General features: G+C 46.5%; 19 protein-coding genes. 11 read left to right on the top strand and 8 right to left on the bottom strand.

The features are described 5' to 3' along the window. Positions 1–5 precede the first annotated feature (5 nt). The 11 genes from D0T87_RS19725 to D0T87_RS19675 all read left to right on the top strand — a co-directional run bounded on the left by D0T87_RS19725 (position 6) and on the right by D0T87_RS19675 (position 11,824). Positions 6–1,004, top strand: coding sequence for a DUF4435 domain-containing protein (locus D0T87_RS19725; RefSeq protein WP_163177295.1), 999 nt, complete (start codon positions 6–8; stop codon positions 1,002–1,004). Between the two features lie 217 nt (positions 1,005–1,221). Beyond that, complete coding sequence (locus D0T87_RS19720) at positions 1,222–2,469, top strand: mechanosensitive ion channel family protein (protein ID WP_163177293.1); 1,248 nt, start codon at positions 1,222–1,224, stop codon at positions 2,467–2,469. A gap of 140 nt (positions 2,470–2,609) precedes the next feature. Next, a complete protein-coding gene (locus D0T87_RS19715; protein ID WP_163177291.1) occupies positions 2,610–3,827 on the top strand; it encodes a hypothetical protein in 1,218 nt (405 codons plus the stop codon). Positions 3,828–3,912: 85 nt separating this feature from the next. Then, positions 3,913–4,725: a phosphate ABC transporter substrate-binding protein gene (locus D0T87_RS19710; RefSeq protein WP_163177289.1), complete on the top strand. Its 813-nt coding sequence runs from the start codon at positions 3,913–3,915 to the stop codon at positions 4,723–4,725. Between the two features lie 10 nt (positions 4,726–4,735). Next, a complete protein-coding gene (gene pstC, locus D0T87_RS19705) occupies positions 4,736–5,932 on the top strand; it encodes a phosphate ABC transporter permease subunit PstC (protein WP_370526936.1) in 1,197 nt (398 codons plus the stop codon). A 5-nt stretch (positions 5,933–5,937) separates the two neighbouring features. Then, on the top strand, positions 5,938–6,813 hold the full coding sequence (pstA, locus tag D0T87_RS19700) for a phosphate ABC transporter permease PstA (RefSeq protein ID WP_163177285.1): 876 nt from the start codon (positions 5,938–5,940) through the stop codon (positions 6,811–6,813). Between the two features lie 83 nt (positions 6,814–6,896). Next, positions 6,897–7,649 (top strand): phosphate ABC transporter ATP-binding protein PstB, encoded by a 753-nt coding sequence (pstB, locus tag D0T87_RS19695; protein WP_163177283.1) that lies wholly within the window; start codon positions 6,897–6,899, stop codon positions 7,647–7,649. Between the two features lie 194 nt (positions 7,650–7,843). Next, complete coding sequence (gene phoU / locus D0T87_RS19690; protein WP_163177281.1) at positions 7,844–8,509, top strand: phosphate signaling complex protein PhoU; 666 nt, start codon at positions 7,844–7,846, stop codon at positions 8,507–8,509. 26 nt (positions 8,510–8,535) lie between these two features. Next, positions 8,536–9,711 (top strand): AraC family transcriptional regulator, encoded by a 1,176-nt coding sequence (locus tag D0T87_RS19685; RefSeq protein WP_163177279.1) that lies wholly within the window; start codon positions 8,536–8,538, stop codon positions 9,709–9,711. A gap of 229 nt (positions 9,712–9,940) precedes the next feature. Beyond that, a complete protein-coding gene (locus tag D0T87_RS19680; protein ID WP_163177277.1) occupies positions 9,941–10,162 on the top strand; it encodes a hypothetical protein in 222 nt (73 codons plus the stop codon). Positions 10,163–10,183: 21 nt separating this feature from the next. Continuing rightward, positions 10,184–11,824: a fimbrillin family protein gene (locus D0T87_RS19675; RefSeq protein WP_163177275.1), complete on the top strand. Its 1,641-nt coding sequence runs from the start codon at positions 10,184–10,186 to the stop codon at positions 11,822–11,824. A gap of 127 nt (positions 11,825–11,951) precedes the next feature. Here the strand turns inward: D0T87_RS19675 and D0T87_RS19670 are convergent, their stop codons facing one another. From D0T87_RS19670 to D0T87_RS19635, 8 genes are all read right to left on the bottom strand, one after another. Then, on the bottom strand, positions 11,952–13,703 hold the full coding sequence (locus D0T87_RS19670; protein ID WP_163177336.1) for an ATP-binding protein: 1,752 nt from the start codon (positions 13,701–13,703) through the stop codon (positions 11,952–11,954). Between the two features lie 72 nt (positions 13,704–13,775). Continuing rightward, the gene (locus D0T87_RS19665) at positions 13,776–16,223 is read right to left on the bottom strand and encodes a GAF domain-containing hybrid sensor histidine kinase/response regulator (protein WP_163177273.1); all 2,448 of its coding nucleotides are present in this window, start codon (positions 16,221–16,223) and stop codon (positions 13,776–13,778) included. 508 nt (positions 16,224–16,731) lie between these two features. Next, positions 16,732–18,171: an NADH-quinone oxidoreductase subunit N gene (locus D0T87_RS19660; protein ID WP_163177271.1), complete on the bottom strand. Its 1,440-nt coding sequence runs from the start codon at positions 18,169–18,171 to the stop codon at positions 16,732–16,734. Between the two features lie 42 nt (positions 18,172–18,213). Continuing rightward, the gene (locus D0T87_RS19655; RefSeq protein WP_163177269.1) at positions 18,214–19,695 is read right to left on the bottom strand and encodes a NuoM family protein; all 1,482 of its coding nucleotides are present in this window, start codon (positions 19,693–19,695) and stop codon (positions 18,214–18,216) included. A gap of 9 nt (positions 19,696–19,704) precedes the next feature. Next, positions 19,705–21,636 (bottom strand): NADH-quinone oxidoreductase subunit L, encoded by a 1,932-nt coding sequence (nuoL, locus tag D0T87_RS19650; RefSeq protein ID WP_370526934.1) that lies wholly within the window; start codon positions 21,634–21,636, stop codon positions 19,705–19,707. 105 nt (positions 21,637–21,741) lie between these two features. Then, positions 21,742–22,050: an NADH-quinone oxidoreductase subunit NuoK gene (gene nuoK / locus D0T87_RS19645; RefSeq protein WP_163177334.1), complete on the bottom strand. Its 309-nt coding sequence runs from the start codon at positions 22,048–22,050 to the stop codon at positions 21,742–21,744. Between the two features lie 107 nt (positions 22,051–22,157). After that, a complete protein-coding gene (locus D0T87_RS19640; RefSeq protein WP_163177265.1) occupies positions 22,158–22,670 on the bottom strand; it encodes an NADH-quinone oxidoreductase subunit J in 513 nt (170 codons plus the stop codon). A 3-nt stretch (positions 22,671–22,673) separates the two neighbouring features. Then, on the bottom strand, positions 22,674–23,153 hold the full coding sequence (locus D0T87_RS19635; protein ID WP_163177263.1) for a 4Fe-4S binding protein: 480 nt from the start codon (positions 23,151–23,153) through the stop codon (positions 22,674–22,676). Between the last annotated feature and the right edge of the window lie 87 nt (positions 23,154–23,240).

Genomic DNA, 23,240 nt, shown 5'->3' with positions numbered 1-23,240 from the left:
GCGGCATGGCTCAACGATTAAAAGATAACATTAGTTCCTCCTACTTTGATGCAGCACATAAGCTGTATCCCCGGAAAACACGCCGTAAGATCATAGCCTATGTGGAAAGTTATGAAGATGTCGGCTTCTGGAAGGAACTGCTTGCCGAGTTTGAAACGGACGAGCGTTACTTTCAGGTGATGCTTCCTTCGGCCACCACGCTTTCCAAGGGAAAGAAGATGGTGTTGATGAATACCTTGAATACCAGCGAATTGGGTAAAAGCCTGATTGCTTGTGTGGATAGCGATTACGATTTCCTGATGCAGGACAAAACGGCGTCTTCGCGGAAGATTAATGGTAACAAATATATCTTCCAGACTTATGCGTATGCCATAGAAAATTACCGTTGCTATGCCGAAAGTCTGCACAATGTGGTGGTACAATCTACGTTGAACGACCGTCACCTGGTCGATTTCAACCGGTTCTTCCAACGGTACTCCGAGATTGCTTATCCGCTGTTTCTGTGGACAATCTGGTTCTATCGCAATCATGATACACATACTTTTCCGATGTTCGACTTCAATCTGGTAGTACGCCTGCATCAGGTGCGGTTGCGGAATCCATACCTCAGTCTTGACGAAATGGAGAAGCGGGTACATACCAAATTGGCGGAATTTGAGCGTAAATATCCCGACTTGAAGCCGAAAGTTACGGCATTGGGAAGGGAGTTGCAGGAACTGGGGCTTCATCCGGATAATACTTATCTGTATATCCAGGGGCATCACATTATGGATAATGTAGTGATGAAACTGTTGATACCCATTTGTACGGTGTTGCGCAGGCAGCGCGAGGATGAAATAAAGCGTCTGGCGGGGCATAACGAGCAGTACCGCAATGAGTTAACGTCTTATCAAAATAGCCAGTTGAATATAGGAGTGATGTTGAAAAGGAATACGGGATATAAAAGCCTGTTTCTGTATCAATGGCTGCATGATGATTTGGAGAGGTTTATAAAGGAATTGTGAATTGTTGTATGAAAATAACCAAGTGTATGGAAATGAAATAAAACGGTGCAGAAATGAATGGATTACTGTAGGGGCGGTTCGCGAACCGCCCAATGCACAGAATATACAGAAAACCATTTTCGGGCGGTTCGCGAACCGCCCCTACAGCTAATCATTTACATTCAAAACCATTCAGAACTAACGTATAACCCTACAAAAACAATCAAAACAATAAAATATGAATAAAATTACCACATGGCTCAATGAGTTTCTACTATCACTGGGAGTTGGCAGTGCAACCGCCGATATCCTGGACAAAACGATCGTTTTAATCCTTATTATCGGACTAGCGTTCCTGATCCAGAAAATCTGCAAGTACATCATATTCAATACGATAGTAAAGCTTGTGCAACGAACAAAAGCAACCTGGGACGATATTGTATTCGACCCCAAAGTCCTGGGAAAACTAATTGGAATGATTGCCCCGGTCATCGTCTACCTGCTCGCCCCCGTTGTTTTTGAAGCCGGGTCCAGCGGATACGACTACACCCAACGTTTCTGTATGGCCTATATCATTGCCATGTTTATCCGTTTCATCGTTGCCTTGCTGACCGCCTTTTATACCATCTACAATTCAAAAGAAAAATACCGCGACCGTCCGCTGAAAGGACTCTTGCAGACCGTTCAGATCATTCTCTATTTCATCGGCGGTATTGCCATTGTAAGCATCCTGATCGACAAATCACCTCTGGGACTGCTGGCTGGTTTGGGAGCCTCGGCCGCCATTCTGATGCTGGTCTTCCAGGACAGTATCCTGGGCTTTGTTTCCGGCATCCAGCTCTCCGCCAATAATATGGTACGCGTGGGCGACTGGATCGAAATGCCCAAGTATGGCGTTGACGGCGATGTCATTGAAATCACCCTGAACACCGTAAAAGTACAGAACTGGGACAAGACCATCGTCACCATTCCGCCCACCGCACTGATGAAAGAATCCTTCCAGAACTGGCGCGGAATGCAGGAATCCGGTGGACGCCGCATCAAGCGCTCAATAAATATCGACATGAACACCGTAAAGTTCTGCACCCCCGAAATGTTGGCGAAATATAATAAGATACATCTCGTAAACGAATATGTAGTAAAAACAGAGGAAATCATACGTAAGTATAACGAGGAAAATCACATCGACAACTCCATCCTGGTCAATGGCCGCCGGCAAACCAACCTGGGTGTATTCCGTGCATACCTCACCAGTTACCTGAAGCACCACCCGTCTGTCAGCAAAAACATGACCTGCATGGTACGCCAGCTCCAACCCACCGAACGCGGTATTCCGTTGGAACTGTACTTCTTCTCCGCCAATCAGGTTTGGGTGGAATACGAAGGCATACAGGCCGATATCTTCGACCATGTACTGGCAATCATCCCCGAGTTCGACCTACAGGTGTTCCAGAATCCTACGGGAGGGGACTTTAGGAAGCTATAGCTGTAGGGGCGGTTCGCGAACCGCCCCTACACCTGTGTAATCATTCTGTAACATAATTTACATCTAAACATAACACGTTCTTCATGTGTTGGTAATGCAATAGGCATATTTTTGCAGTGTAATCAACAACTAAAAAGTATATGAGAAGAACGGGTTTATTTCTTTTATTTGCACTGACCGGACTATACGGCTATTCACAAGATGCCCCGGACCAGAACTTAAACGAGCGCATCAGTAACCTTGAATCGAAAGTCGAGAAGATGGGCCAGCTTAAATTCTCCGGATACGTACAGACGCAATGGACATGGAACCATGCCGATGTATCTACCGGCGATCAGAACGACTTTTCCCTCCGGAGAGGTCGGCTGAAGGCTGCCTATACCAGTAAATATGGAGAAGCAGTTATACAGATCGACGCCACCGAAGAAGGCGTAAAAGTAAAGGACGCCTTTTTAAAGCTGCAAGCCCCCAATGTAAAATGGGTAGCCTTGCGCGGAGGAATCTTCGACCGTCCTTTTGGTTACGAGATATCCTACTCCTCTTCCCGCCGCGAATCGCCCGAACGAAGCCGGGTATTCCTGACGCTCTTTCCCAAAGAACGCGACCTGGGCGCGGAACTGATCTTCAAAGGTCCACAAGGCACTAAACTGCATCCTCTAACCCTTAACATCGGACTCTTCTCCGGCAATGGCGGGCAAGCCAAAGAAACGGATTCCCGAAAAGACTTTATCGGTCATCTATCTTACACCAAAAAGCTAAACAATTTTACTTATGGCCTTGGCGCTTCTCTCTATGCTGGTGGCGTTCGCCTTGCCGGAGATGTCTATCAAAGAGCATACAAATTCACGAACGGCGCTTTTGTGGAAGATACAGACCTCAAACCGGGCGATTATGCCAAACGCCAGTATTATGGTGTTGATGGTCAAATCGGTTTAAGTTCCGTTTTAGGAATGACCTCCTTGCGTGGAGAGTATCTGTGGGGTACGCAACCCGGAGCAGCCGGCGATAGTAAAAGTCCGACGGGAGCGATAATCTCGGATATCTACGTCCGCAAGTTCAGTGGTTATTATCTGCAACTTGTACAGGATATAGCCACTTCCAAGCACTCGCTTGTACTTAAGTACGATGCTTATGACCCCAACACAAAGGTCGATAAAAACGAATGCCAGACGAAAGGGGATATAGCATATTCTACCTTCGGATTCGGATGGCTGTTCCGGGCAAATCAAAACCTGCGCGTGATGTGCTATTATGATATAAATTCAAATGAAAAAGTAAATAACAATGCCGTAGATGCAAAATACAAAGAAAATCTAAGTGATGATGTGTTTACTTTACGGTTACAGTATAAGTTCTAGCCCCGAGGCGGGGCGGCCAGGTGCCGCAAGCGGCGCTGCGCAGTCTATCCCTCTTGCTTTAAATAACTTATTTAATAAATGAAATATGAAAAAGATTATTGTAGTATTAATAGCCCTTATCGGAATCTCCACATGGGCATCGGCACAGAAATTGAAAGGTAGTGATACATTACTTCCTTTGGTGCAGAAAGAATCAGAAAATTACCTGAAAAAGAATAAAGGTGCAAACATTACCATCACCGGTGGCGGCAGTGGAGTAGGTATCTCTGCCCTGATGGATGGAACGGCAGATATCGCCATGTCATCCCGTAAAGTTAAGTTCGACGAGAAAGTAAAATTGCAGGAAGCCGGTAAAAGTCCGGTGGAAGTGATTGTTGCCTATGATGCCCTGGCCGTTGTGGTTAACCCGGGCAATAAAGTAACCAACCTGACCCGCGAACAACTTGAAGGCATCTTTACCGGAAAGATCAAGAACTGGAAAGAAGTTGGCGGCGACGACCTTAAAATCGTAGCCTACTCCCGCGAAACAAGCTCGGGCACGTACGAGTTCTTCAAAACCGATGTACTGAAAAACAAGAACTACATGCCCTCCATCCTCAGTATGCCGGCGACCGGTGCCATCATCCAGTCCGTGAGCCAGACCAAAGGAGCTATCGGGTACGTAGGATTGGCTTATCTGAATAAAAGCGTGAAGGCCATACATGTATCCTATGATGGGAAAAGTTTCGTAGAGCCTTCGTTCGAAAATGCAAAAGCGAAAACATATCCCGTGGTTCGTCCGTTATACTTCTATTACATAAAAGGTGCGGAGAAAGTAGTAAAACCTTTCACTGATTATATTCTATCGGCAGAGGGACAAACTACAGTTAAAACAGTAGGATACATACCCGTAAAATAGAATGAAATTTATAAAGAAAGTACTAACGGTCATGATGGAGAAGCTGCTGATGATCAGCGGCTTCGCCACCAGCCTGATTATCCTGCTGATCGTTATCTTCCTGTTCAAGGAAGGGGCCGGCTTGTTTAGCTCTCCCGATGTGGAGGAAGGTTATGTACTTGCTGTGAATAAGGAAAACCGGGTGGCGAAGCTCTCGCCCAATGATATCCTCAACATATTCGATGCGGAGATCGTAAACTGGAAAGCGGTAGGCGGACCGGATGCGGATATACTGGTCTTTCGTTTAAGCGACCTGACAAACTACGTATCCGAAGAGGAACTGGGCGCCGACCTTGAGAACATACCCCAATGCCTGAGTAAAGTCGTTGCCGAACATCCCCATATCATTGCTTATTTCCCCGAACAATACGTCAGCGAAGACTTTGGCGGTAGGATACTGGATAAAGGACGAATCACTCCTGCCCAGTTCTTTATCGGCAAACAATGGTATCCAACCTCCCAGCCGTCGCCACTCTATGGACTATTGCCTCTCTTGTTGGGAACCTTATGGGTGAGCCTCGGCGCCATCCTGATTGCCCTTCCGTTCGGTCTGGCAGTTGCCATCTATCTGGCAGAGCTGGCCGACGAACGTTTGCGCAAAATACTTAAACCCATTATAGAACTTTTGGCCGGTATTCCTTCCGTTGTTTACGGCTTCTTCGGGCTGGTGGTGATTGTGCCGATGATACAAAAAATATTCTCCTTGCCGGTTGGTGAAACGGGACTTGCCGGGAGCATCATCCTTGCCATTATGGCATTGCCAACCATTATAACCGTAGCCGAAGATGCGATCCGTTCCACGCCCCGGGTAATGAAAGAATCCAGTCTGGCGCTGGGAGCTACCCACTGGCAAACCATCCGCAAGGTAGTCATTCCCTATTCCATATCGGGAATAACGGCGGCAGCCGTACTCGGTATCGGGCGTGCGATTGGCGAAACAATGGCCGTACTCATGGTTACCGGTAACGCGGCCGTCATGCCGACCACCTTGCTGGAACCCGTCCGCACCATACCCGCTACGATCGCAGCCGAACTGGGCGAAGCCCCCGCAGGAGGTACGCATTATGAAGCGCTCTTCCTATTGGGTTGCGTCCTCTTCCTGTTAACCCTCATCATTAGTATTACGGTGGAGGTCATCTCTTCCCGCAATCGCAAACAATCCATATAAGCGCTATGATCGAGATAAAGAATTATTCAGCACGCAAAAGAATGTCACAAAAGACAGCATTCTGGACTTTCCGGGTATTGAGCTTTTGCGTGGTAGGTATCCTGTTCTGGATACTCGGGTTTATCGTAGTGAATGGCGTAGGGGTGATCGACTGGGAGTTCCTGACGACTTACCCATCCGACGGAATGACCAGCGGAGGAATCTTTCCTGCCATCATTGGTACGCTTTATTTGGTTGTCGGTAGTGTGATTATTGCTTTCCCCATCGGAGTGATGTCAGGTATTTATATCAGCGAGTATGCGCATAACAACTGGCTGGTGAAATTGATCCGCATCATGACCAATAACCTGAGTGGCGTGCCTTCTATTGTTTTCGGACTGTTTGGTATGGCGCTGTTTGTCACGGCTTTTGGCTTTGGCGATTCGCTCATTGCCGGTTCGTTTACCTTGGCGCTGCTGGTACTGCCTATTGTTATCCGTACAACGGAAGAGGCCATGAAGTCAATCGACAATTCTTTCCGGGTGGGGAGCCTGGCGTTGGGGGCGACGAAGTTGCAAACCATCGGCAGGGTGTTATTACCCATCGCCTTCCCGAATATTATCACGGGGTTGATTCTGGCTGTTGGCCGCGTATCGGGAGAGACAGCACCTATCTTGTTTACAGCCGTAGCTTATTTCCTTCCGCAACTACCGGATAGTGTGTTCGATCAGGTGATGGCTTTGCCTTATCACTTGTATGTAATCGCAACCAGCGGAACAGATCTGGAAGCTTCCCGGCCTATGGCATACGGAACAGCATTGGTGTTGATAGTCATTGTATTGGTCATAAACCTGATGGCAAATGCGCTGCGCCGGTACTTCGGTAAAAAGGTGAAGATGTAGCGGCAAGGTGCCGCGGCCAGGTTTCCATGCGGTCCTCCAAAGGGAGGAGACTCAAATAATGAATTAAAAACAAAAAAACTCAAATGATTGCAATCAACGCGCGCGACGTGAACTTTTACTATAACGATTTCCACGCGCTTAAGAATATAAACATGGAGATCGAGAGCAATTCGGTGACAGCCCTGATCGGCCCATCGGGATGCGGAAAGTCTACCTTTCTGCGTCTGTTAAACCGCATGAACGACTTGATTGACGGTATCCGGTTAACCGGTGAAATCTTTATAGATAATCAAAACATCTATGGAAAAGAGGTAGAAGTGGTGGAGCTTCGTAAAAAGGTGGGAATGGTTTTCCAGAAACCGAACCCTTTTCCGAAGTCTATCTTCGAGAATGTAGCTTATGGCCTACGGGTAAACGGTGTGAAAGATAAAGCATTCATCGAACAGCGTGTTCAGGAATCCCTCAAAGGTGCTGCGCTTTGGGAGGAGGTGAAGGATAAACTAAAGAAATCGGCTTTTGAACTTTCCGGCGGACAACAGCAACGCTTGTGTATTGCCCGTACCCTGGCTGTAAAGCCCTCGATCATCCTGATGGATGAACCGGCCTCTGCACTGGACCCTATCTCCACCTTGAAGATCGAAGACCTGATCTACGAACTAAAGGAGGAATACACCATCGTTATCGTTACGCATAACATGCAACAAGCCGCGCGCGTCAGCGATAAAACCGCCTTCTTCTACCTGGGAGAACTAATTGAATACGGAAGCACCCGCAGAATGTTCACCAACCCAGCCAAAGAAGCCACCCAAAATTATATTACCGGTCGCTTTGGATGATTTCACTGTCGAAGTTGACCGGAAAGTCAATGATTTACCGTAGGGGCGGTTCGAGAACCGCCCGAAAATGGTTTTCTGTGCATTCTGTACATTGGGCGGTTCGCGAACCGCCCCTACAAAATAAGCTTTTGGGAACAGGTGGTTCAAGCATACTCCAATCGTAAATCGTAAATAATTAAATCGTAAATGAAATCATGGTTCGTCAAGTAGAAATTTCGATTCAGAGAATAAGAGGAAGTCTTTCCGAGATGTGGACCCTCGTCCAGGGTCAGGTAGAACGCTCTGCCGACGCTTTATTAAACAACAACAAGAATGCTGCTCATGAGGTGAGAAACCTGGAAAAGATGGTCGATACCTATGAGTTGATGATCGACCGGGAGTGCGAGCATTTCTTTGCTTTGCTCAACCCCGTTGCCGTTGACATGCGGTTAATCATCTCCATCCTCAAAATCAATAACGATCTGGAGCGTATTGGCGACTTTGCCAACAGCATCTCCAAAATCGTTTTGGGTAATCACCGCGACCAGATACCTGCGGAACTTATTGAGAAGTTGCAGCTAAAAGATATGTTCGATGGTGTACTCTTTATGTTGGACACCTGCAAAATAGCTTTTACCGCTGAGGCTTCAACCAGAACCAGTGAGGTCTTTGCAAAGGATGACCTGGTAGATACAATCAACCGGAATGCCATAGGCATTTTGGCGGAATATATGGCAGAACATCCCGAACATATCTATGACTGTCTACAGCTCAGCGCTGCCATTCGCCGTATAGAGCGCATTGGCGATCGTTGTAATAATATAGCCGAAGATATCGTGTTTTATCTGGAAGCCCGCGTATTGAAACATCAGGGGAAATAGCTATATTTGTTGGCCAAATAGATAATATGACAGCCATTTATACGCTAATTCTTTACTCACCCTGCTTTGTCTCCTTTTCCTGGGGCCTGCTTCTATTCTTTAACCGGAAAGAGAACACCAGGCCACAAAACATGTGGATGATAACCATGCTGGTGTTGAGTATCTGCGCATTTATATGGGTCATGCTTTTTGGCGGAATAGACGATTACAAGCTTTATTATAAGCTGGATATAGTAGATATTACTTTTACTCTACTGCTATTCCCCCTTTTTTATCTTTATTTCCGGACGTTAACCCATAAAGATAAGTTAACGTGGAAACAATACATCTGGTTGCTCCCGAGTGTCGTTCTTGGGAGTATCTCGGCGGTTCTTTACCTGTTGTTAGGCGAAGAACAATCCGCCGATTATATCCGGAATGTAATAGAAACCCAGGAGAATTATCAATTTGAAGCAGGCACGCTTCAATGGATGCTCTATTTTGTCAGTGTTGAAATTCTATATATCATCTTCTATGCCCAGATCGTAGCGGTTGTGATCTATTCTACCATGAATGTGATCCGGTATAAGAAGGGGCTTCGCAATTTCTTTTCCAACCTGGAAGGCAAGTCCCTTGAAAATAACCAGGCGGTACTTATTGGGCTCTTTGGAGTGTTGCTGATTGGCCTGACTGCTGCTTCTGTATGGAGAATATCGCACGAAAGCTACTACTACCTGAAGTACGTATTTATGGCGGGAACCAGCGTATGTATCTACTACATGAGCTATTTTGTGTATAAAACAAGGTTTACAGCCGAGAACATCCTGCCTCAGGAACCCGAACAACCCGAAGAAGAAATAGACACTGTCGATCACAGTAACGATAATTATGCAACGAAGCTACTCCCGCTACTCAATAAACTGATTAATGAGGATAAGATCTTTCTCCAACCCGACCTTTCATTAGATCATATTGCTGCACAATTAAACTCCAACCGCACATACATTTCGCGTATCATTAATGAAGAATTTCAATGCAGTTTTTATGATTTAATTAATTACAAGCGTATTGAATATGCTAAGGTGTTGATTGTAAAGAATCCGAACTATATTCAAGAACAAATAGCCCGGATGTCGGGCTTTACCCATGCTTCTTCTTTTAGCCGTGTATTTAAGAAACTAACAGGAATGACTTTTCGTCAATGGCAGAAAAACGCTAACTAACGGCACTTAATCCCACTTTTTTACGTATTGCTAAAACCTTTTACGTATTGCTAAATAATACGATAGGCAGTTTTCTCCTCATTTATGATGCGGGTTTAACTTTGCATAGCTTTAGCTTTATCGAATAACTATAAAGTTATTTGTGGAGTTGTATTGATTGTCTGATGCGTCTATATACCCCAGTCTATAATAGTTAGAATAATTCATTAATCTTTTAAAAATATAGTTTATGAAGCAAATTTATCAAGCACCGTGTATTGAAATCATTCGGGTAGAAAACGAAGGAATAATGGCCAACAGCGTTACCAGCAATGGAGGAATGGGTGGCTTTGATGGAAAGCACGAAATGTTTTCTGCCGGAGCCCGCAGCAGAACTTCCAGTCAGAGTACATCCGGCCCTATGCAAGACCTGGAAGATGCACTCAATGATTTATTCACCGTACAGAAGTAATAAACCCCGAAAAAGAAGAGTATGAAAAAGAATATTTTTGCCATATCTATGATTAAAGGCATAGCCCTTGCCTTGATATTTACAGCCTGTTCGGATAGTGAAGAAGTATTGCCCGAACCTATGCCCGAAACGAGAACAATAACATTCACCGCCAGTCTGGACAAGGCCAAGACACGTATGTCGTACGAAGAACTTGACGGTGAAGGGGGTATAAAGGTGAGATGGACGGAGACGGATGTACTAAAGTTGTTTCCTGTTGATTATAGTGCTGCTTTGGGTACATATACCATCGTGCCGGGTTCCATTGAAAACGATGGTAAAACTGCCACCTTTACCGGACCGGAAATAGGAGAAGATGGACACTATGTAATGATAGGCTCAAGCACGGGAAGCAAGATGCCCAACAATGACGACGGGTATAACTTTAAAATAGACTATCTGGGACAAGAACAGGCTGCTAATGACGATATGGGCCATCTCGGCTGCTATGATTTCATTATATCTGGCGTTGATATATCTGGTGGCACGTTCAGTAATATGGATTTCAATCATGAATTCTCATCTGTTTTTGAATTTGAACTCACAGGTTTGCCTCAAGGCACATACAATGAATTTATTATGACGTCAAATGATACAGAGGGGATATTACATACTACTAGTTATGAGGGAAGTAAACTGGAATATACAGACGAATTTCCAGTGCAATTGGCAGATATCGTACCCGATGAAGACGGAACGCTTACGATTTGGGTAATGTTGCCCGTAGCATATTATGTATCTGAACCAACATTTAAGGCTGGTACCCTTACGCTGGCTGTGACCGATGCTGACGGAATAACATATACAAATGCAACGACAATCATAATACCAAGCGGAGGAACAGACTATGAACTGGGCCAGCGCTATTACATGACAATGGCTATGCAGGCACCGGTAGCCAATGTACGTCAGGAGTTTCTGGATTGGTACAATGGCGGCATGACGACAGACTTTACACTGAGTAGCAATATAGACCTTACAGGGGTAACGCTTACACCGGGAGTCCTTCCTGGTGGCAAAGTCTTTGATGGTGGTGGACACACCATCACGGGATTGGAAATAAATGGTAATTATAGCCTTGGACTATTCGACATGAACAGTGGTACAATAAAGAATGTAATTGTGCAAGGAGCCACGATTACAAGTACAGGAACTGAAGTAGGCGTTATTGCCGGATATAATGATGGCATCATTATCGGTTGCCAGACGATAAATTGTTCGGTGGAAGGTAATGATTATATTGGTGGCATCGTGGGACTTAATGCAGGAACCATTGTGGCTTGCTACGAAAGCGGCAGTACGATAAGTGGAGGTAGCGGAGTTGGTGGTGTTGTGGGTGGACAAAGTAGTGGAAGCATCACTGCTTGTTATGCCGCACCTAATGAAGTGAGTAATGTAAATAATACTAAGGGTGCCGTGGTAGGCAGCTTTAACGGAGGTGCTATCATTTCGTGCTACTGGCAGCACAGTACACTAAATGGTATGCATAATATTTTAGGCAGTACCATAAAAAGCGATTACGCCGATTGCTGGGAGGCTTTAGATGATGCACTAGATGACACCCCTGCCGAAGGCGTAGTATCTTGGGGTGAGAACGGATTGGTTTATCTAACCACTCCTTAAATCCTCCAAATCAAAGCATCGGACTATTTGCTATAAAGCATCCGGTCTTTTATAATAAAACATCCGGCCATTGCTGTAAATGGTCGGATGTTATTTTATGTATATACTTGCTTTGATTATTAGCGGGTTATACGACCTCTTCCATATCCACCAGTTCCCATCCACGGAACACCACGGTGAGTAACCTGAGCTTGGCCTGGCCAATGTTGGATGTGATCATCTCATCTCCCGAATATTTCAATAACTGTATACGGGCATCGGCTTTCAGGGTGGGGATGTGGCTGTCGGGCTCGCCACGCTTCATGTACTTCACCTCCACCAAATAGGCGTATGGCATATCGGTGAGTCGTGCGTTGGGCTGGAAGAAATAGTCGGCATAGCCTTTGGCCAGTTCATACTCCGGCAGTGTCATATAATAATGTGTCATGCCTAAATAGGCCAACAGGAAACCTTTGATGTGTGCTTCGCCATCAATGAACTCGCGCACGCGGCTTTGTTTCTCCAGTTCGGAGGCGATGTAGGCGAACACCGGCTGCCACTGACCATCGTAGGCCATTTGCTGTATCAGCCTGGCCAGCTCGTAGATGTCGATTCGGAAGATGTCGGCATCGGCCAAACTCTCGATCAGGTACGAGTACATCTGCTCGCGCACGGTGTGGTTGGGAATGGCCAGAACGGCGGCACCTCGCTGCGTGCCTTGTATGGTGAGTAGCCCGAAGTAGTAAAGCAACGACTTGAAGTTATCCGGCACCAGCATCTTCTCTATCGAGAAGGCGTCGCTGAGATTGGCTGTGGTTTGGCCGGTTTCTACAATTTCGCGAATGACGGAGAAGTTCGGCCCCAGTTCCTGGTCTACCTTGATGAGGTGACGCAGCTTGCCGTAGTCGGTGCGGATGTTCTTGTCTATCATCTCGTCGGGCGGATATCCGTTGCGCAAGCAGTGTGCCACGTAGTAGAGTACCATGTCGGAATTGTACATGCTTTCGTCCCCGAGACTTCGTATGGCAAAGCAGTAGTTATCGTACCAGGGCTTCATTTCTTTCACCATTTCGTTCACTCCCATAGTCAACACACCTTCCGTGTGGTAGTAGTTGAGCATGGTGCGCAGTTCGGATTCGGAGAAACCGACAATGCCATTGAACTGTTGGTCGATGGTGAGGTTGGAGCCGATATTGAAGCCCGACGTCACATCGTCTAGTGTAATGGGGCTTACCCCGGTGATGAACATGCGTTCCAATGCACTTCCGCTACTGGTGGTCATCACTTTAAGCACGTTGAAGAAGTATCGGAAGAAGCCCTCGCCATGTGTGGCGTGGCGGTAGGCATCACGGCCCATGGTGGCCAGAATGGAGTTGGTAAAGTTGTCGTACTCGTCAATAAAAAGGTAGATGCGAAGACCTAAGTCGCTGGCTGTCTTGTTGATGTACTGCAAGCGATCGGCAGCGGTTGGGTACTTCATTACCTCTTCCTCAAAGTTGGCGGGGAAGAAGCGTTTATAGCGACCGGTGAACTCTAGGAAGCGAATTTGGCAATGAGTCTCGAACGAGGCTTCCATGCGCTCGGGACGAGGGTCTACGGCCGAGAAGTTGAACCGCATCACCAGAAACCGGGCACGCAGGTTGGTTTCGTTTTGGTAGATCCACTGGTTGCCGAAAAGAACTTCGAAACGTTCGGCGTTATTGATATCGTAATATGAATCGAGCACGTTGAGTAGCAGGCTCTTGCCAAACCGTCGCGGACGGATGAGGAAGAAATACGAAGCCGCCTGCTCTATCCGAGGAATGAAGTGGGTTTTATCGACATAATAGTAGTTATCAGTAACTATACGTTCATAGTCCGTCAAACCATAAGGAATGCTTTTAACATGTTTGGGTAACATCATGGTGCTTACTTTTATTATCTACACAAATGTAGATAAAAATAGTCAGGCCGGAAACAAATGGGATATAAATTAAGTTCCCGGTTCCAGCAACTCCTCCATCACCCGGATAAGCTCCGCTGCTTTGATTGGTTTGGATATATACGCATTGCACCCGGCTTCCAGTACCCGTTCTTTATCGCTGTCGTAAGCAAAAGCAGTAACGGCGATGATCGGGGTTTGGGTATCTGTTGTACGGATTTCCTTTGTTGCCTCTATACCATCCATCAGGGGCATCTTCATATCCATCAGGATGATATCCGGATGGGTCTGATGAAATAGGTCGATGGCTTCCAAACCATTGTATGCCCGTACCAGCTTGTATTTGTTTTTGAATATACTGGTCAGGAGGATATAATTGCTGTCCGTATCTTCGGCAATGAGAACCACTGGTTTCCGGGAGTTGTCGTTCTCGTTGGTTGGGGTGGGCTTTACGGGTTGTTTGGGTGCGGTGTCTTTGGACTTAGTCTGTAGTTCCGGTTGGAATGGATGCGTGAACCAGAAATACGAGCCTTTTCCAACCTCAGACTCGACTCCGATTTTTCCTCCCATTTGCTCTACAAGACTTTTGCAGATGGATAAGCCCAGACCTGTGCCCGGAACGAAGCTGTCTAGCTGTACAAAGCGTTCAAAAACGCTCTCCAGGTTTTCTTTGGCTATGCCACATCCGGTATCGCGTACGTAGAACTTTATCTTGTCTTCGCTCACCAGTTCATAGCCCAATGAGATACCGCCTTCGGAGGTGAACTTGAGGGCGTTATTGATAAAGTTGTTGAGGACTTGGGTAATCCTGTTTTTATCGCTGTGGAGTATGTACGAGGGCAGATGTTCGTCGAAAGTGACTTTTACCGGACTGTCTTCGGTTTTCAGTTCATAGAAGTGGGTGATTTCCCTGCACATTTGGTTGATGTTGACATCGTCATTGACAACATCCAGTGTGCCGGCTTCGATTTTGGATATATCGAGAATGTCCGAAATGAGTTGTAGCAAGAGGTCATTGTTCTTGTGCACAATCTCGGAATATGTGGCCCGTTCTTCGGGATCGTCCGTAACGCTGAGCAGATCGGAAAAGCCAATAATGGCGTTCAACGGCGTTCGTATCTCGTGGCTCATATTGGCGAGGAAGGCCGATTTGAGGCGGTCGCTGCTTTCGGCTTTTTCTTTGGCTTCAATAAGCTTTTGCTTGGCGATGTAGGACTCGGTGATGTCGGACAACAGGCAGATGACTTCGTTTTCCTGGATGGAGTACATCACGAGGCGCGAGTGTTTATCTGTGCTGTCAATATAGTAGTCGGTTTCTACGTATTCTTTGTTGTTAACGACTTGTTGGAGGTAGGTCAGATTCTTCTGGAGACGATAATCGTGAATGACGTCTGATGCCTTTTTGCCTATTTGGTTGCTTAACGGTTTGGCGAACAGATTGTCGACAGCGGGGTTGGTGTCTACAAAAATGTAGTCTACCAGTTCATTTTTTTCATTGTAAACGAGGTTCAGCCGCAGGTATCCCAAAGGCATATTCTTGTATAGGCTTTCGAGGTAGGCTTTGTCTAGTTTGGCTTCTTTCTCGGAGCGTTGAAGTTGAATACACAGGCTGACGATGTTGAACATGGCTTGCAACCAGTCGGCATCGTCTTTGGTCCAGGTGTGGAATCCGTCTACAATATCGACGCCTACGTAGCCCCAGGTTCCGCCGCGGGATGTGAGGGGGGTGACGAATAGCGAGTTGATGTCCTGCATGGCAAGGAATTCCTTCTCAGGGTCGGCTTCGGGCGGGAGGTCGTCTAGTGTGGATAGGATGATGGGCTCGCATCGTTTGGTGATTTGATCCGTCCACCAGGAGTTCATATCGAAAGGCAGGTCTTTGAGAATGTCTATCTCGGGCTTTACGTTGTCGTCTACAACTTCGTAGGTGTTTGTTTGGGTTTGTTTCTCGAAGTTATACTCGAAGATGTAGGTACGCCCGGCCTTGAATTGTTTGAGGATATCTCTCAGGATATTGTGGATTACTTTATCTGGATTATCCGTTTGCAGGAATGATAGCAAGATCTGGGATACGCTATGTAGCTGGAACAGAAGGTTGTTGGTGCGTAGCGTAGATGCCTGTTCGGGGGAGTTTACTTCCGGGTCGTCGATGAATTGTATTTTGCCGCCGGCAATGATAAAGCCGTCTTCAATCTTGTTTTCCAGTTCTTTTACGTGTAGCCACAACATTCCATTGGGGGTGATGATGGGGAAAACCTGATTGAATGGGACGTGTACGTCGGTAATAGTCAACTCTTCGCGGATTCTGTCGCGGTAATCCTCGCGAACCAGGTTTATAAAATGATCGTAGGGTATTTCGTTTATTGATATGCCATACATATCCCGCACATAATCGGATACGGTAATGATATTTCTACGATCCTCTTTGACCCACCATCCGGATTTGTCTTCTTTTAAAATCAAATCCATCATCGCTTTTTCGTTGTATGCTGCTTTCATTACGTGCATCGTTGTTTGTTTCCAAAGGTGTAAATTATCGTAATTTGCTGGAATGCAAGCAAAATACATTGCAAAGATAAGGGCAAGATTTATAAAATCATAATAAAAAAAGCTAATATAAATTTGTTTTGGGTTTATATATCACTTTACATTAAAGCAAGCTCCTTTATATATCGTGCTTACAGCACTCCTCACAACGAATCTTGTTAACCTAGGGCTGCGCTCACTTCGTTCGCTGACCCTAGGCTAAGGTCCTACAGGCTTTCAGCCTTACAGATAGATTCAAATGATGGATTTTCGGCGATGAAAATGAAGTAGTTTCTCACCAGGTTTCCGCTATATAGCACAATGGTCCTGAGAAACTTTCTCATGGTAAACGAGAAACTTTCTCACAACGAACGAGAAACTTTCTCACAACGAACGAGAAACTTTCAGAAATCCGCATGGAAACCCGGCCGTGGCGCCTCGCCACCCGCATGGAAACTTGGCCGTGGCGCCTCGCCACCCGCTAGAGTCCGAAGCTGTAGGTGTCAATGGCTTGATATACGGAGCTTACCAAGCCTAAGAGCAGGATGCCGAGGGTGCAGATAAGCAATCCTGCCCGGCTATAGTTGTCGCTACGGAATGCAGCGATGGGTTCATCGTTCTTATTAATGTACATTGCTTTTACGATGAGCAGGTAGTAATACAGTGAAATGACTGTATTGACCAGCGCTATGAACACCAGCAGATGGAAGCCCGCTTCAAATGCAGCCATGAAAATAAAGAACTTACTGAAGAACCCTGCAAATGGCGGGATACCCGCCAGTGAGAATAGCGACAGCGTCATTAAAAGCGTCAGCTTAGGGTTGGTCTTGTACAAACCATCGTAATTGTCTATGCCAACTTTGCCGCTTTTCTGTTCGATAACCGCCATTACAATGAATATAGCAAGAGTGGCCACCCCGTAAACCAATATATAATAAATCATCGAAGTCATACCTATGGCATTACCACCAATAATCCCCAGCATGATATACCCCGCCTGCGAGATAGAAGAGAACGCCATAAAACGTTTCAGGTCCTTCTGGCGGATGGCGAACAAGTTACCTATGGTGATGGTGATGATCGTAACCCAGAACAACATCGTTTGCCATTCGGTGACCATCGGAGCAAATACCTTCAACAAGATAATCAATAGCGAGAAAGCCGATGCACCTTTCGATACCGCACTCAGATAACTGGTAACGGCAATCGGAGAACCTTGATACACGTCTGCCGTCCACAAATGGAAAGGCACAAGCGAAATCTTGAAGGCCATTCCGGTAAAGAAAAGCACAAGCGCCAGGATCTGCACCGGACTTCCGGTTAATCCGGCAGCGATATCATCGAAATAAAGCGTACCCACCGTTCCGTAAATCAGAGATAATCCGTACAGTAAAAGTCCGCTAGAGAATAATGCCATCAATATATACTTCGCTCCCGCCTCGGCAGAGTGGTGGCGGTATTTATCGAAAGCCACCAGTGCCGCCATAGGGATGGAAGCCGTCTCCAGTCCGATGAAGAACAGTAAGAAATGTCCCGCAGAAGTCATGAAGTACATACCCAGCAACGTACACAGGGTAAGCACGTAGAACTCTCCTTGTTTGATAAACGTATCTTCGCGCGCCAGCCACTCGTGTGCCATAAGGAAGACCACGAGTGTACAGATGTTCAGTACGGTTTTCAATATGCCCATCATAGGTACGTAGTGGTACATCCCGCCAAAAGCTTCGGCAGTTTCCATAGGAACCAGGAAGATAAGGGTATGTATAGCCAGCAGGGCGACCGGCAATATCGTATTTAATCTGGCCTTACCCGACGATTTGTGAGCATCGGGACTCATAAACAGGTCGGCTACAACAAGAATGAAGATGATCGCTACGAGCGATAACTCTTCTTTCATTACTAGGAATTGTGAATAATCCATCTTATGATTTACGATTTACAGATTTACAATTTACGATTGAAATTACTTAATGAGGTGTGCTACCATCGGTAATACGCTTTCACTAATCATATCGCTTATCCAAAGAGGTGCGAGGCCTAATCCGGCTACACAGACAATGAGGGAGATTACGGCTACACGTTCGTCCCAGGTGGCATCTGTCAACTTCAGATGGGCTTCGTTGGGCGTACCATAGAGAATCTTCCCTACCAGGCGAAGGATATATACCGCTGTGATTACGATAGAAGTCGTGGCAACGATAGTCAATACGCGGTGGAAGGTATCGGTGTGCTGGAATGAGCCTACGAATATGGTCATCTCGGCAACGAAACCACTCAACCCGGGCAGTCCGAGGTTGGCCAAACCGGCAATGACATAACAAACGCTCAGGAAAGGCATGACTTTCATCAGTCCGCTCAATTCACGGATATCGCGTGTATGGGTTCGTCCGTAGATCATACCGATCAGGGCGAAGAACAAAGCAGTCATCAGTCCGTGGCTTAACATTTGGAGTACGGCACCGGTCACGGCTGTCCGGGTCATCATCAGGATGGCGAACAGTACCAGTCCGCAGTGACTTACGGAAGAGTAAGCATTGATGTATTTCAGGTCCGTTTGTACGCAGGCGCTGAATGCCCCGTACACTACGCTGATGGCGGTCAGGATGAGGAATATCCAGCTCAGTTCGGTTGCAGCTTCCGGCATCAGGCATATGGCGATGCGGAAACAGCCGTAGCCGCCCAGCTTCATCAGTACTCCGGCGTGGAGCATAGATACAGCCGTTGGGGCCGATGCGTGACCGTCGGGACTCCAGGTATGGAAAGGGAAAAGAGCGCCCAACACCCCAAATCCAATAAACGTAAGTGGAAACCAGATACATTGTTGTGCAAAAGGAATATTGTGTAGTTGGGCGATTTCCAATATATTCATCGTAGTGGCGCCACTGCCAAAGTAAATGCCAAGAATGCCAATCAGCAGGAAGGCCGATCCACCCATCAGCATCAGGGTCAGTTTCATGGCGGCATATTCTTTGCGACCGCTTCCCCAGACACCGATAAGCAAGTACATCGGGATCAGGGCTATCTCGTAGAACATGAACATCGTGAACATGTCGATGGAGATAAAGAAGCCGAATACACCCATGCTGAGTAGGGTAAACCATAGGAAGTACTCCTTGGTCTGCTCTTTCATTTGCCAGGAAGCAAAGGTTCCGGTAAATACGATGATGGCCGAAAGCAAAAGCATCACTACGGAGATGCCGTCTACTCCCACGGAATAGTGTATGTTCAGTGGGGCATACCAAACCATATCGGCCATGAATAGCATCTCGGCGGTGTTGCCACCGGCACGTTCTGTAAGATACATACCGGTAAGCGCAATAGACAATGCCAGTAAGGCTGTACTGCCTGCCACCATAACGCCACGAATGGCATTCATTCCCCGGACTGCCCAAAGCGCAGCGAGCATAACCAGCGGGATCAGTACAAATAAGGATAAGAAGTTCATATCTAATGTTTATAAAATCAATAATAGTAATACCAGAGCTAATGTTCCGCAGAGGAACACAATCGCATATTGTTGTATCCGTCCGCTTTGGAAAGTTTTAATACCCTGGCTGGCCGCCTCGGCCCCCCATGCAAGGAAGTCGAAGAAGCCATCAATAACGTGGCGGTCGAACCAGGCGATAGGAGTGGAGATACATCTGAATATGATCTTATGCGTTACGAACTGGTAGATCTCATCAATATAGAAACGGTTATATGCTGCCGCGGCGAGGCGCCGCTGCCAGGTTCCCATGCGGATGGTATGCTGTTTAGGACGCATATACATCCAGGTAGCCAAGCCGATAGCTGCAAGTGCTACGACGACGCTGGTCACCGCCACCTGTGTATTCAGATGAATATGATAAGCCTGTCCGTTGCTGCTTACGAATTCTCCGAAAGGAATGAAGCCTGCAAAGCAAGTCACCACGGCAAGGAACACCAGTGGAAATGCCATGCTAAAAGGGCTTTCTTTTGGTTTGTGATGTTCCGCATGGGAACCTGGCTGGGGCGCCTCGCCCCCCGCATGGTAACCTGGCCGCCCCGCCTCGGGGTCGCGACCCCAGAATATATTATAGTATAGGCGGAACATATAGAATGCCGTCATCGCTGCAATCCCTGTCATCACCCAACCCATGATTGGACTATAAGAGAAGCAAGCCACCAGTATCTCATCTTTGGAGAAGAAACCGGAGAATGGGGGAATACCTGCGATGGCCCAACAAGCTATCAGGAAGGTGATATTGGTAATGGGCATATACTTGCGTAATCCACCCATATCTTTCATCTCATTGCTATGCACAGCGTGGATAATGCTACCTGCACCAAGGAACAACAAGGCTTTGAACATGGCATGTGTAAACAAGTGGAACATAGAAGCCATGTATCCTAATCCGCCTGCATGCGGGTCCATGCTGGTGCAAACACCGAGCGCAACCATCATAAAACCAATCTGAGATATGGTAGAGAATGCCAGTACACGTTTTATATCCGTTTGTACGCAGGCAATCGTAGCGGCGAAGAAAGCGGTGAAAGCACCTACCCATCCAATGATTTCGAGTACATTCGGTGCATATTCAATGAATAGCGGAAACAACCGGGCCACCAGATAAACCCCGGCTACCACCATCGTTGCTGCATGAATCAGGGCGCTGACCGGTGTCGGACCTTCCATTGCATCGGGCAACCAGATGTGAAGAGGGAACATCGCACTCTTACCGGCACCACCAATAAACATCAGTCCCAGAGCCAAGGGTAACATGGCAGCACCTCCGCCAATCAGGGATACGGTTTCGGGCGTAAAGCTAAACGTTCCGCAGTAGAAACCATAAACAAGGATTCCGATCAGGAAGCCCAGGTCGGCAAAGCGGGTAACGATAAACGCTTTCTTAGATGCAGCAACCGCTGCCGGTTTGGTGTAGTAGAATCCGATCAGTAAGTAAGAACTTACCCCTACCAATTCCCAGAACAAATACATCTGGAAGATATTGGTTGCTACTACCAGCCCAAGCATGGACATAGTGAACAGGCTCAGGAAGGCATAATAACGCTGGAAGCCCTTTTCTCCTTTCATATACCCCAGTGAGTAAATATGCACCAGGAAAGATACGGTAGAGATAACCACAAGCATCATTACCGAGATCGGGTCGAGCAGAATACCCAGGTCGAATTGCAGCGTTTCGGTAAACCGCAGCCAGGTAACGTTGTACGGCATGAGTTTCTCGAAAGTGCCATCCGCCAGTCGGGGCATGGTGAAGTATTGCCAGGCGGTGATGTAGCTTAAGATAGTTACCACTCCTAAACTCAACGAACCCAAAGCACCTGCCAGGGTGGGTTTAATCCATTTTCCTCCGATGCCCAGAACGAGGAACGAAAGGAGAGGAAAGAGAAGTATTAATATTGTCATCTTCATAATTTACCATTTACCATTTACGATTTACCATTTGTTACTTACCTCTTATTGCATTGTGCATTCAAATGGTAAATCGTAAATGGTAAATTGTAAATGCGATTAGTGTTTTAAGTCGTCCAGATTCCTGACCTGAATACTCCGTATGTTACGATAAATATTGATCATAATTGCAATAGCTACTGCTGTCTCTGCCGCCGATATGGCGATGGAGAAGAGTGCAAAGAAGTGTCCTTCCATCCCTTCGGGGAAGAGGAAGCGGTTGAATACAGCAAAGTTGATATCCGTAGCATTCAGGATAAGCTCCACTGAAATCAGGATAGCCAATGTATTCCGGCGGGTAAAGAACCCGTAAACTCCGGCGAAGAACATGATAGTCGAAACTATCAGGTAATATTCCATCTTCATAATTTACAATTTAATAATTTACGATTTACGATTGAAATTGCTCTGTTTACGATTAGGTTTTACTGACTTACTTCAATCGTAAATTGTAAATAGCCCAATCGTAAATCCCTTCATCTTTTACGTGCAATGAGTAATCCACCAATGATGCAGGCCAATAGCAGGATGCTGACTGCCTCAAAGGGCAATACATATCCATATTTGTCGCTGCTCAATAGCGCATTACCTATCACTTTCATATTGATTTCTACCGGTTCGATATCCGTAGTGGAGATGAACTTGTTCTTCAATATAATGAACAATACAACCACCAATCCGGCAAGGGATGCTCCAAGTCCGGCAAGGAACTTGCTGCGTTTCAACTTCTCTGCATAGTCATTATCGCCCGAAGTGAGCAGGATGGAGAACACGTAGAGTACCACGATCCCTCCGGCATAAACCATGATCTGTACCGATCCGAGGAAGGTGTATCCCAACAGGAAGTAAATACCTGCCGTGGCAAAAAGGACAAAAAGCAGGTAGGTTGCCGAGCGTACGATACGTTTTGTGGTTACTGTCATCACCGAAAACACGATGATAAATGCAGCCAGCACAAAAAATACGATTGTTTCTAATGTCAGTCCCATATCTTATTTCTTCTTTTCTATTACTTTACTTCCTTCGCGATTCAGTGTCATCATTAGTTTGCTGCGGTCAAAAACGGCATGTTCAAACTGTTGGTCGAAGGTAATTGCATCGTGCGGACAAGCCGTAACGCACAACTGGCAGAACATACAGGCTCCCAGATCGTAGTGATACGTTTTCAGGATTTTCTTCTTCTTGCCCTCTTCTGTTTCAATCATTTCACTGATCACCTCGATGGTATCGTTCGGACAAGCCAACTGGCACAGTCCACAAGCCACGCATTTATGCTCGTTATTTTCGTTATGCGGCATGTTGAGCGTACCCCGAAAGCGTTCGGACAGTACCAATGTCTTACGATTCTCCGGATATTGTTCCGTAACTTTCGCCCGGAAGAATACCTTCATGCTGGTCTTCATTCCTGTGAGCAGCGTGCCCAGGCCGTAGAAGAAACCTCCGAAGTAACTATTTATATTCTTATTTTCCATTGTCTTTAGTTTTACCGTAGGGGCGGTTCGCGAACCGCCCGGAAATGGTTTACTATACTTCTTGTGCCTTGGGCGGTTCGCGAACCG

The organism is Bacteroides sp. 51 (assembly GCF_010500965.1).
Classification (GTDB): Bacteria; Bacteroidota; Bacteroidia; order Bacteroidales; family Bacteroidaceae; genus Bacteroides.
This window is presented reverse-complemented; position numbering and strand designations above follow the sequence as displayed.